We start from the raw sequence: 11,546 nt of genomic DNA, 5'->3' as shown, positions 1-11,546 counted from the left end.
TTCCGCCCGTTGTTCGGATATCTTCGCTCTCCGGATCAGACCGACAGGTCCAGATGGGCGGGGAACGATGCAGGAGACCGTCGAGCGACGTCTGTCGCCGCAGCTCTGCCACCGGGTGCGCAGCGAGGACACCTTTCCCGTCGAGTGGCGACCGCTCGACGGGAGGGACCGCTTCGCGGTCCGGGCCGCCTGGCCCACCGACCACCCGTTCTTCACCCCGGTCCGCCGGGGTGCGGAGCGGTACCACGACCCGCTCCTGGTCGTCGAGACGTTGCGGCAGGCCACCATGGCCCTCCTGCACTCGGTCCACGGACTTCCGCTGACCCGGCACATCCTGCTGGGCGAGATCTCCCTGACCTGCGACCCGGCGGGCCTCTCCGTCACCGGCGACGCGCCGGACAACGAGGTCCGGTTCGTCGAACGCACACTGCGCGGCGATCAGTTGACCGAGGTGCTCGTGGAGTGGACCGTGCGGCGCGACGCGCGCGTGGTGGCGACGGGCGCCGCCCACGCCCGGCTCACCGGCGGCGCCGCCTACCGCAGACTGCGCGGCGGACACGTCGAGGCCGGGGTCGTCCACCCGGGACCGGGGACCCACCGGGCGCCTGCGCCGCTCGCCGGGCGGGCGAGGCCCGAGGACGTCCTGCTCGCCCCCACCGGGCGGGAGGGGGTGTGGGAACTGGTCGTCGACACCGGTCACCCCACCCTCTTCCAGCGGCCCAACGATCACATCCCGGGAATGCTCTTCCTGGAGGCCGCCCGGCAGGCCGTCTCCGCCGCCGTGTGGCCCCGCCCCTGTCTGCCGGTCGGCCTTCGGATCGCCTTCGACCGGTACGCCGAGTTCCACGGCGGCCCCTGCCTGCTCCGGGCCGTGCCCATGAGCACGGCAGGGGCGGCGGAGACGGCCGACGCACCCGGGATGTTCGAGGTCACCGGGTACCAGGACGGCGCACGGCTCTTCACCTGCGAGCTGCGGACCGGATGATCGCGAGCCGCTGGGTCGCCCGGGTCAGCGCCACGTACAGGTCGTTCGTCCCGTGCACGGCCCCGGCCACGATGCCCTCCGGGTCGACGACCAGCACGGTGTCGAACTCCAGGCCCTTCGCCTGCCGGGGGTCCAGCAGCACGACCGGCCGGGTGAGGTCGGGAGCCGGGCCGTACGCGGCCTCGGGCAGCGCGGCGATCAGCCCGGGGTGCAGCTCCGGCGGGGCGATCACGGCGATCCTGCCCTCCTCGCGCAGTTCGGTCGCGACCGCGTCGGCGGCCTCCTTCACCGGGTCGTCCACCGTCCGGTCCCAGGGCTCCACCCCGGTGGACCGCACCGAGCTCGGCGGCTCGAACCCCGGGTCGTCGGCCCGCCGCACCTCGGCCGCGACGGCCATGATCTCGGCGGGCGTGCGGTAGTTGACGCCGAGGCGCACCAGCTCCCAGCGGTCCTCCACGTACGGGGCGAGGATCCGTTCCCAGGCGCCGACGCCGGCCGGGTCGCCGGTCTGGGCGGGGTCGCCGACCAGGGTCATCGAGCGGGTGGGGCTGCGGCGCATGAGGAGCCGCCAGGCCATCGCGGAGAGCTCCTGCGCCTCGTCGACGATGATGTGCCCGAAGGCCCAGGTGCGGTCGGCGGCGGCGCGCTCGGCGGCCGTCCGGTGGTCGGCCTCCTCGTGGCGCTCGGCGAAGCGCTCGGCGTCGATGATGTCGTGGGCCGAGAGGACCTCGGAGGCGTCCTTGTCGTGCTCCTCCTTGTCCTCGAACTCGTAGGTGCGGGAGGCGTAGGAGACGTCGAGGACGCCCTGTGCGTACTGGATCTGCTTCTGCCGTTCGGCCTCCTCGGCGGCGCGGACCGCGGAGTCGTCCTCGCCGAGGAGTTCGGCGGCCTCGTCGAGCAGCGGCACGTCGGCGGGGGTCCAGGGGCCGTCGCCGCGCCGGATCTCCCGGGCGTCGGCCTCGTCGAGGTGGGTGGGTTCGGCCAGGTAGTCGGCGAGGAAGTCCCGCGGGGTGAGCGCGGGCCAGAGGGTGTCGATCGCCGCGTACACCTCGGGGTTCCCGGCGATGCCCTTGGCGAGCAGGGCGATGTCGTCGGGGCCGAGGAAGTTGGGGCCGCCGTAGGGGTCGGCGCCGATCCGGTCGGCGAGCTGTTCGGCGAGCGCGTCGAGGATCCGGAAGACGAAGTAGGGGCGGGCCAGGTTGTGCGGGAGGGCCGTCTCGCGGGCCTTGTGGCGGGCCTCCAGGGCCATGTCCCAGTCGATGACCAGGTCGCCGTCGTCGTGCGGGACGATCAGTGGCTCGCCGCGCTCGGGGACCTGCTGGCGGTCCCGTACGGCCGCGGCGAGGGCGTCCGCCATGGCGGCGGAGCCCTTGACGGCGGCGGCGCGGGGGGTGTCGGTGCCGGTGGCGCGGACGCCGGGGAACAGCTCGGCGGGGGTGGCGAGGAGCACGCCGGTCTCGCCGAGCGAGGGCAGGACGTTGCCGATGTAGCCGAGGAAGGCCGGGTTGGGGCCGACGATGAGGACGGCCCGCTTGGCGAGCTGCTCGCGGTGCGCGTAGAGGAGGTAGGCGGCGCGGTGCAGGGCGACCGCCGTCTTGCCGGTGCCGGGGCCGCCCTCGACGACCAGGACACCGCGGTGCGGGGAGCGGATGATGCCGTCCTGCTCGGCCTGGATGGTCTGCACGATGTCGTGCATCCGGCCGGTGCGGGCGGCGTCGAGCGCGGCGAGCAGCACCTCGTCGGCGTCGCGGTTCTCGTGCCCGGTGCGGGTGGCGTCGCCGAGGTCGAGCACCTCGTCGTGGAGTGCCGTGACCGTCCGGCCGAGGGTGCTGATGTGCCGGCGGCGGGAGAGCCCCATCGGCTCGTATCCGGTGGCGAGGTAGAAGGGCCGGGCGACCTCGGCGCGCCAGTCGACGACCAGCGGGGTGCGGTTCGGGTCGTCCTCGCGGATGCCGAGCCGGCCGATGTGGTGGTCGCGCCCGTCCTTGAAGACGAGCCGGCCGAAACAGAGTCCGCTCTCCCCGGCGTTGAGCGCGGCGAGCAGCCCGGACTGCTCGGCGACCATGACGTCGCGTTCGAGCCGTCCCTGGTTGCCGCCGACCCCCGGGGTGCGCAGGGCGCGCTCGACGGCGGCCTCGGCCTGGTCCCTCAGATCGTCGAGTCGTGTGTACAGATCGGTGATGAATTGCTGCTCGTTCCGAAATTCCTCGGTTGACAATTCGACTCCCGGCGCGATACAGTGCGTTTATTGAACTTCTCTGCGCCTGTGGTGTTTCCGGGCGCAGAATCCATCAATATACGCGATGAAATACCCCGACTGTCAATTGTAGTCGGGGTATTTCTGTATGCCCTGCCGGACTCACGCGGTGGTGCGGGCCCGCCGCGCCGGGTTTCCCCGGAGCGCCCGGTATACGAGGCCGAGGAGGAACGCGTGGAGCAGCGCGGAGAAGGCCAGCGCCGCGAGGAAGTACCCGCTCGCCAGGGCCGAGTCGCCGTCCGCGAAGCCGGGGAGGAGCAGGACCATGCTGGTGGGCGCGGTGATCAGGAGGATCCAGACGGCCGCGAAGCCGGTGTCCGCGGTCGCCGAGGTGAACACCATGGGGAGCGCCGCCACGGCCGCCAGGCCGAGGTAGACCAGCGAGGCGGGATTGGCGAACGTGATCCGGACGAGTGTGCGGGCGCGACTGTCTCGCATGATCGATTCCTCCTGAGCGGATCGGCTCCGCCGTGTCGACGAGGGTTCCATCGTGCGGCGGAGCGGCCCCCGGCACCTGAGTAGCGCTACTCAACTCCCCCTGGGGTCATGCACGTTGCGGGCCGACCGTGGGGCGCCACCACCCTCGCGGATCACCCGCACGCGTCCTGCCCGAGGACGTCCTCCAGATCCTGCAGCAGGCGGCGCTTCGGGCGGGCGCCGACGATCGACCTCACGGGCTCGCCCGCCCGGAAGACCATGAGGGTGGGGGTCGCGAGGACGCCGTACCTCATCGTGGTCTCCGGGTTCCGGTCGACGTCGATCTCGACGATCCGGAGCCGCTCGGCCTCCTCCGCGGCGAGGGAGGCGAGCACCGGCGTCAGCTGCCGGCACGGCCCGCACCACTCCGCGGTGAACTTCACCAGGACCGGCAGCTCGGCGGCCAGCACCTCCGTACCGAAGTCCGCGTCGGTGACCTCGGCCACGCCCTCCGCGTACGTCCTCATCCTTGCCGTCCTTCCGTCGTCGCTTCCGTGTCCCACTCCGCACCGAGCTCGCACCGGGGTTCCGGGCCGTGCGGCAGCTCCGCCTCGGCCCGCAGCAGCTGCGCGCCCACCTCGGCGCGTACCGCCTGGAGCTGTGCGATCAGCCCGTCCAGCTCGGCGACCTTCCGCCGGTAGACGGCGATCGACGCGGGACAGGAGTCCCCCGCCGGATGCCCGGCGCGCAGACAGTCGACGAACGGCCGCGTCTCCTCCAGTTCGAACCCGAAGTCCTGCAGGGTCCTGATCTGCTGGAGGAGGCGCAGGTCGTCCTCGCCGTACGTGCGGTAGCCGTTCTCCGTGCGCCGGGCGGCCAGCAGGCCACGGGACTCGTAGTAGCGCAGAGTCCGTGTGGTCGTTCCGGCCCGCTCGGCGAGCTCTCCGATGCGCATGTCCACGACCGTAAGCCTTGACGCCCACGTCAAGGCAAGGAGTCGGGGAAGGCGTCAGGAGCGGGCGGGCGGCAGCAGCGGTTTCCGGTCGACCGGGGACGACAGCACGATCGACGTCGTGGTCCGGCCGAGCGCCGAGGTCTGTTCCAGGACGTCTTCGAGGTGGACGGTGTCGGTGACGGCGACCTTGAGGATCCAGCAGTCCTCGCCGACCACGTGGTGGACCTCCAGGATCTCGGGGCGCGCGATCAGTTCGAGGGTCCGCGGGTGCCTCAGGTTGTAGCCGCCGTGCGGGTTCACCCGGATGAAGGCCTGGATGCCGTAGCCGAGGCGGGCCGGGGAGACGTGGGCGCCGTAGCCGGTGATCGCGCCGCTCGCCTCCAGGCGCCGGACCCGCTCGGTGACGGCCGCGGGGCTGAGCCGGACGCGGCGGCCGAGTTCGCTGAGCTTGATGCGGCCGTCGCTCTGCAGGAGGTCCATGATCTGCCGGTCGACGGCGTCGAAAACGGCCACCGAGGTTTCTTCGGTGGCCGACCGCGAATGCCGTGGTTCCTTCGGCGCGACTGCCTGGACACCCATGTCTCCCCCTTCAGACGGCGAAGAATCAACGTAACACTTGTCCTGTGAGACAAGGGAGTTGGGACGGTGGGACATATATGAAGGACGTTCTGGTCATCGGCGGGAACCGGTATTTCGGAAAGCGGCTCATCGCGCTGCTCAAGGAATCCGGTCATCGCGTCGCGATGCTCAATCGGGGTTCCTCGGAGGCGCCCGACGGAATCGAGCAGCTCGTCGCCGACCGCGACGACGAGGCCGCCCTGGAAGCCGTTCTCGCGGGCCGTTCCTTCGATGTCGTCGTGGACCAGGTCTGCTACACCCCGCGCCAGGCGGAGATCGCCCGCCGCGTCTTCGCGGGGCGCACCCGGCGCTATGTGATGACGTCGACGGTGGAGGTGTACGAGTACGAGGACTCGGCCGCACCCGTCCCCGAGGACGCCCTCGACCTGGGCGCGGTCACCGTCGACACGGGCGCGGCCTGGGAGGACCCGGAGTTCCGCGAGGCCCACTACGGGGAGGGGAAGCGGCAGGCGGAGGCGGTCTTCGCGCGCGCGGCAGCCGACGGCGCCGGCGCGCCCTTCACGTGGGCGTCGGTGCGGGTGGCCCATGTGCTGGGCGGCGCCGACGACTTCACCGGCCGGCTCGACCACTACGCCCGGCGCGTCCGGGCGGGCGAGCCGATCGCCGTACCGGTCGCGAACCATCCGGCGACCTATGTGTACGTCGAGGAGATCGCCGCGTTTCTCGCCTGGGCGGCGGTCGGAGCGGACTTCACCGGCCCGGTGAACGCCCATTCCCACGGGCCGCTGACCACGGCCGAGATCTGCGCCGAGGTCGAGAGGCGGGTCGGCGGCCGGACCGTCTTCCAGGAGGTGGAGGTCGGCGAGATCTCGCCGTTCTCGTTCGCCCGCTCGTACGCGATGGACAACTCCCGTGCGGTCGGCCTCGGTTATTCCTTCACTCATTCCTCCGCCTGGCTCGCGGACGCCGTGGCCGAGACGATCGGCGAGGTGACGACGTGACGCGCTTCCGGATGCTGGGCGACGTACGGGTCGGGGCGGTCGGCCTCGGCACCATGCCGCTCTCCGTGGAGGGCCGGCCGGACGAGGCGCGGGCGGTGGCCACCGTGCACGCCGCCCTCGACGCGGGCGTGACCCTGCTCGACACCGCCGACTCCTACCATCCGCCGAACGGCACGCCCGGCGAGGGCGAACTGCTCGTGGCGCGGACCCTCGCCTCGTACGGGGGCGACGTGGACGGCGTACTCGTGGCGACGAAGGGCGGACGGGGCCGTACGGCGGACGGCGGCTGGACCGTCGACGGCCGGCCCGAGCACCTGCGGCGGGCCGCGGAGGCGTCGGCGCGCCGACTCGGCTCCACACCGATCGGCCTCTACCAGCTGCACAAGCCGGACCCGGCCGTCCCGTACGCCGAATCCCTCGGCGCGATACGGGAGTTGCTGGACGCGGGCACGGTCCGGCTGGCCGGGATCTCCAACGCCGGCGTCGAGCAGATCCTGCTCGCCCGCGAGATCCTGGGCGACCGGCTGGTCTCGGTGCAGAACCGCTACTCACCGGCGGACCGCACGAGCGAGCCGGAGCTGCGGCTCTGCGCGGAGCTGGGTCTGGCCTTCCTGCCGTGGAGCCCCCTGGGCGGCATCTCGCGCAGCTCCCTCGACGGCACCTCCGCCCAGGAGGAGGACCCGGCGTTCGGGGCCTTCCACCGGGTGGCACGGGCACGGGGGGTCAGCCCGCAGCGGGTGGCACTGGCGTGGCTGCTCGCGCGCTCGGAGACGGTCCTGCCGATCCCGGGGGCGAGCCGCCCGGAGTCGGTACGGGACTCGGCGGCGGCGAGGGCGTTGGTGCTGACGAGGGAGGAGGTGGGGGAGCTGGACGGGGCATGAGGGCGGGGCAGGGGCCTCGGGCCGGGCCATGCGGCAAGGGCGCCCCCGTGCGGAGGCGCCCTTCCCTCGGGCCCCGGATCCGGCTCAAGGCCCGGGACCTGACTGTGGGGGTGTGTCAGGGGGTGGGGGTGCGGGTCCGGGTCGGAGCCACCGTTCGGGAAGGGGCGGGGGGAACAGGCCCCGCCCGACCGCCCCGCCCCACCCCACGGCCCGTCGTCAGACGCCCGCGCGTGCCTTCTCCTCGCCCTCCTCCGCCCGCTGGTCCGGGACCTCCGCGGAAGCCGGCCCGTGGTCGTCCACCAGCGTCTTCTCGTCGAACGGCACCCGCCCGGCCAGCACCTCCGCCACCCGCTCCTTGTCGATCTCCTTCGTCCACGTGCCGACGAGCACCGTCGCGACCGCGTTGCCCGCGAAGTTGGTCAGCGCGCGCGCCTCGCTCATGAAGCGGTCGATGCCGACGATCAGGCCCACCCCGTCGACCAGCTCGGGCCGATGCGACTGGAGGCCGCCCGCGAGGGTGGCGAGACCGGCGCCGGTGACGCCCGCCGCACCCTTCGAGGCGATGATCATGAAGACGAGGAGGGAGATCTGCTCACCGACGGAGAGCGGGTCGCCCATCGCCTCGGCGACGAAGAGCGAGGCCATCGTGAGGTAGATCGCGGTGCCGTCGAGGTTGAAGGAGTAGCCGGTCGGCACGGTGATGCCGACGACCGGCTTGCTGACACCCAGGTGCTCCATCTTCGCGATCAGCCGCGGCAGCGCGGACTCGGACGAGGAGGTGGAGAGGATGAGCAGGAACTCGCGGCCCAGGTACTTGAGGAGGGTCCAGATGTTGAGCCCGGCGACCAGCCTGAGGAGCGTCCCGAGGACCACGAACACGAAGATCGCGCAGGTCAGATAGAAGCCGATCATGATGACGGCGAGCGACTTCAGCGCGTCGACACCGGTCGCGCCGACCACGGCCGCGATCGCGCCGAACGCGCCGACCGGGGCGGCCCACATGATCATGCCGAGGATGCGGAAGACGAGCCGCTGGATGTGCCCGATCCCGCGCAGCACCGGCTCGCCCGCCGCGCCCATGGCCTGGAGCGCGAAGCCGGCGAGCAGCGCGACGAGGAGGGTCTGGAGGACCTCGCCCTCGGTGAAGGCGGAGACGATGGTCGTGGGGATGATCCCGAGGAGGAAGTCCGGCGTGGACTCGCTCGCGCCCTCGGCCTGCTTGGCGCCGGCCTCGGCCAGCTCCTTGGTGAGGTGCAGCCCGGAGCCGGGCTCCAGGATGTTGCCGACGACGAGGCCGATCGCGAGTGCGACGGTCGACATGAGGAGGAAGTAGCCGAGGGCGAGACCGCCGACGGCACCGACCTTCGCGGCCTTCCGGACCGATCCGACGCCGAGCACGATCGTGCAGAAGATGATCGGCGAGATCATCATCTTGATCAGATTGACGAAGCCGGTGCCCAGCGGCTTCAGCTCGACGGCGACGCCGGGCGCCAGGAATCCGACCGCGATGCCGAGCACCACGGCTCCGATCACGGCCAGGTACAGATAGTGCGTACGGTCCCGTCTTGCGGCCACGGGGTCCTCCTCGTGCTGATGGGTGTCCACGTCCCGGTGGACTTCGAGAGCATCCATCAGCCTGTGACCGGGGTCACGGTTACGTACGTTTCGTTCACGACCGAACCGTGCGGACGGGACGGACGGGGGCGGCCGGGGCCCGACGGGGGGGCGGCCGGGGGGCCGGACGAGAGGCGTCCGTGGAGGGCGGCGAGGGAACGATTCGGGAACGCAATGCGTCGCCGCACCGTCCCACGTGCACACTTACCCGCATGCGTTTCCCCCTCCCCCGCCCCCGCAGCCTGGCCGGCCAGCTCTTCGCGATGCAGGTCGTGCTCGTGGCTGTCGTCGTGGCCGGGTGCGCGGTCTTCGCATACGTCACGGACCGGGCGCAGGCCGAGGAGAACGCGCGGCGCCAGGCCACCGCGACCGCCGCGGCGGTCGCCGACTCCCCGTTCGTGGTCGCCGCGGCGCGGTCCGCCGACCCGACGGCGGTGCTCCAGCCGTACGCCGAGGCGCTGCGCCGCCACGCGGGCGTGGCCTTCGTGGTGATCATGGCGCCGGACGGCACACGCTGGACCCATCCCGAGCCGGAGCAGATCGGCCGGACGTACCTCGGGCACATCGAGGAGGCGGCGGCGGGCCGGACGCACTCCGAGACCCACCTGGGGGTGCTCGGTCCTTCCGTACGGACGGTGGCGCCGGTCTTCGACGGCGGCGGCCGGGTCGTGGCGCTGGTCAGCGCCGGCATCACGATCGACAAGATCAGCGAGCAGGTACGCGAGCAGGTCACCGCGCTGCTCGTCATGGCGGGCGCGGCGCTCGCGCTCGGCGGGGCGGGGACGTACGTGATCAACGCGCGGCTGCGGCGCCACACGCACGGCATGAACGCGACGCAGCTGAGCCGGATGCACGACTACCACGAGGCCGCGCTGCACGCGGTCCGCGAGGGACTCGTGATGCTCGACGGGCGGCGGCGGATCGCGCTGATCAACGACGGGGCGCGGGAGCTGCTGGGCCTGGACGAGGGGGTCGTCGGCCGTCCGGCGGCGGAACTCGGCCTCCCCGCGACGCTGACCGGCGCGCTGCTGTCCTCGGAGCCGCGGGTCGACGAGACGCATCTGACGGCGGACCGGGTGCTGGTGGTCAACACCCGGCCGGTGGTGGGCGGGGAGCGGCGCGGCACGGTCGCCACCCTCCGGGACCGTACGGAACTCCAGGCGCTGTCGGGCGAGCTGGACTCGGAGCGGGGGTTCACGGAGGCGCTCCGCTCACAGGCCCACGAGGCGGCGAACCGGCTGCACACGGTCGTGTCGCTCATCGAACTGGGCCGGGTGGCGGAGGCGGTGGAGTTCGCGACGGCGGAGCTGGAACTGGCCCAGGCGCTCACGGACCGGGTCGTGGACGCCGTCGGGGAGCCGGTGCTCGCGGCGCTGCTGCTCGGCAAGGCGGCGCAGGCGAACGAGCGGGGCGTGGAGCTGGTCCTGACGGAGGACAGCCGCATCGACGACGGCCTGGTGCCGACGGCGCTGCCGTCCCGGGACCTGGTCACGATCCTCGGCAACCTCATCGACAACGCGGTGGAGGCGGCGGGCGGCACCCCGCACGCGCGCGTGACGGTCACGGTCGCGGCGCGCGCGGGAGACGGCGAGCTGCTCCTCCGGGTCGCCGACACCGGCCCCGGCGTCCGCCCGGCCGACCGCGACGCGGTCCTGGGCCGGGGCTGGACCACCCGGGGCCCGGGCCGGGGCCTGGGCCTGGCGCTGGTGGGCCAGGCGGTGTCCCGCGCGGCGGGCACGCTGGAGGTGACGGACGCGGAGGGGGGCGGGGCGCGGTTCACGGTACGCCTGCCGCTGCCGTCACCCCTGCCGGTTCCGACGCCGGATCCGGTGCCGTCACCGGTGCCGGTTCCTGTGCCGGTTCCTGTGCCGCGAGAGGGCGCACCGGGCACGGCGGCCGCGCCCAGCCCCGTCGCCGGACCGGACACGCCCACCGGACCGCACGCATCCCCCGGACCGGACGCACCCACCGCGCCCAGCCCCGCCCCCGGGCCGGACACGCCCACCGCGCCCAGCCCCGCCCCCGGGCCGAACACGCCCACCGCGCCCAGCCCCGCCCCCGGGCCGAACACGCCCACCGCGCCCAGCCCCGCCCCCGGGCCGGACACGCCCACCGGGCCGGACACGCCCCCCATCGGCCCCTCCGAGGTGGTTTCGTGAGCACGCTTCCCCTGCGGGTGCTCGTCGTCGAGGACGACCCCGTCGCCGCCGACGCCCATGCCCTCTACGCCGGGCGCGTCGACGGGTTCACCGTCGTCGGCGTCGCCCACTCCCGGGCCGCCGCCGTGCGCCTGCTCGAACGGACGCCCGTCGACCTGATCCTGCTCGACCTCTACCTGCCCGACGGCCACGGCCTCCAGCTGTTGCGCGCGCTGCGCGCCGCCGGGCACTCCGCCGACGTCATCGCCGTGACCTCCGCCCGTGACCTGGCCGTCGTCCGCGAGGGCGTCTCGCTCGGCGTCGTCCAGTACGTCCTCAAGCCCTTCGCCTTCGCGACCCTGCGGGACCGGCTCACCCGGTACGCCGAGTTCCGGGCGACCGCCGGCGAGGCCTCGGGGCAGGACGAGGTCGACCGGGCGCTCGCCACCCTCCGGGCCCCGCACCCGACCACCCTCCCGAAGGGCCTGAGCGCGCCCACCCTGGAGTCCGTCACCCGGACCCTCCGGTCCACCCCGGCCGGGCTCACCGCCGCCGAGGCCGGTACGGCCGTCGGGATCTCCCGGATCACCGCGCGCCGCTATCTTGAGCACCTGGTGACCGAGGGCCGGGCCGTGCGCGCGCCGCAGTACGGTCAGATCGGACGGCCGGAGCTCCAGTACCGCTGGCTCGACGGCCCCGCCCGCGGTCACTGATCGTCT

At 73.0% G+C, this 11,546-nt stretch carries 11 protein-coding genes; 5 read left to right on the top strand and 6 right to left on the bottom strand.

Going from position 1 to position 11,546, the window contains the following annotated elements; translation table 11 throughout:
- Positions 1-67 precede the first annotated feature (67 nt).
- Positions 68-985: a ScbA/BarX family gamma-butyrolactone biosynthesis protein gene (locus ACIP8Z_RS25925; protein WP_402087320.1), complete on the top strand. Its 918-nt coding sequence runs from the start codon at positions 68-70 to the stop codon at positions 983-985.
- On the opposite strand, the gene ACIP8Z_RS25920 is transcribed toward ACIP8Z_RS25925, so the two are convergent.
- The 5 genes from ACIP8Z_RS25920 to ACIP8Z_RS25900 all read right to left on the bottom strand — a co-directional run bounded on the left by ACIP8Z_RS25920 (position 960) and on the right by ACIP8Z_RS25900 (position 5,193).
- A complete protein-coding gene (locus ACIP8Z_RS25920) occupies positions 960-3,203 on the bottom strand; it encodes a HelD family protein (protein WP_402087317.1) in 2,244 nt (747 codons plus the stop codon). The genes ACIP8Z_RS25925 and ACIP8Z_RS25920 overlap by 26 nt on opposite strands.
- A gap of 141 nt (positions 3,204-3,344) precedes the next feature.
- Positions 3,345-3,680, bottom strand: a complete 336-nt coding sequence (locus ACIP8Z_RS25915) for an SCO4225 family membrane protein (RefSeq protein ID WP_402087314.1) — start codon at positions 3,678-3,680, stop codon at positions 3,345-3,347.
- A gap of 152 nt (positions 3,681-3,832) precedes the next feature.
- Positions 3,833-4,186, bottom strand: coding sequence for a thioredoxin family protein (locus ACIP8Z_RS25910; RefSeq protein ID WP_402087312.1), 354 nt, complete (start codon positions 4,184-4,186; stop codon positions 3,833-3,835).
- Positions 4,183-4,614, bottom strand: coding sequence for a MerR family transcriptional regulator (locus ACIP8Z_RS25905; RefSeq protein WP_319309774.1), 432 nt, complete (start codon positions 4,612-4,614; stop codon positions 4,183-4,185). The genes ACIP8Z_RS25910 and ACIP8Z_RS25905 overlap by 4 nt, the downstream gene beginning before the upstream one ends.
- A 54-nt stretch (positions 4,615-4,668) precedes the next feature.
- A complete protein-coding gene (locus tag ACIP8Z_RS25900) occupies positions 4,669-5,193 on the bottom strand; it encodes an Lrp/AsnC family transcriptional regulator (RefSeq protein WP_402087309.1) in 525 nt (174 codons plus the stop codon).
- 77 nt (positions 5,194-5,270) lie between these two features.
- On the opposite strand from ACIP8Z_RS25900, the gene ACIP8Z_RS25895 reads away from it, so the two are divergent.
- Positions 5,271-6,194, top strand: coding sequence for an NAD-dependent epimerase/dehydratase family protein (locus tag ACIP8Z_RS25895; protein WP_402087306.1), 924 nt, complete (start codon positions 5,271-5,273; stop codon positions 6,192-6,194).
- An 11-nt stretch (positions 6,195-6,205) separates the two neighbouring features.
- Positions 6,206-7,075, top strand: a complete 870-nt coding sequence (locus ACIP8Z_RS25890; RefSeq protein WP_402087515.1) for an aldo/keto reductase — start codon at positions 6,206-6,208, stop codon at positions 7,073-7,075.
- A 216-nt stretch (positions 7,076-7,291) separates the two neighbouring features.
- Here ACIP8Z_RS25890 and ACIP8Z_RS25885 read toward each other — a convergent pair whose 3' ends face one another.
- A complete protein-coding gene (locus tag ACIP8Z_RS25885) occupies positions 7,292-8,707 on the bottom strand; it encodes a cation:dicarboxylate symporter family transporter (protein WP_402087303.1) in 1,416 nt (471 codons plus the stop codon).
- 194 nt (positions 8,708-8,901) lie between these two features.
- Between ACIP8Z_RS25885 and ACIP8Z_RS25880 the strand changes: the two genes are divergently transcribed.
- Together ACIP8Z_RS25880 and ACIP8Z_RS25875 are read left to right on the top strand one after the other, a co-directional pair.
- Positions 8,902-10,848, top strand: a complete 1,947-nt coding sequence (locus tag ACIP8Z_RS25880; RefSeq protein WP_402087301.1) for an ATP-binding protein — start codon at positions 8,902-8,904, stop codon at positions 10,846-10,848.
- Positions 10,845-11,540: a response regulator gene (locus ACIP8Z_RS25875; RefSeq protein ID WP_402087298.1), complete on the top strand. Its 696-nt coding sequence runs from the start codon at positions 10,845-10,847 to the stop codon at positions 11,538-11,540. The genes ACIP8Z_RS25880 and ACIP8Z_RS25875 overlap by 4 nt, the downstream gene beginning before the upstream one ends.
- The last annotated feature ends 6 nt before the right edge of the window (positions 11,541-11,546 follow it).

The organism is Streptomyces sp. NPDC088553, assembly GCF_044752965.1.
GTDB lineage: Bacteria > Actinomycetota > Actinomycetes > Streptomycetales > Streptomycetaceae > Streptomyces.
This window is presented reverse-complemented; position numbering and strand designations above follow the sequence as displayed.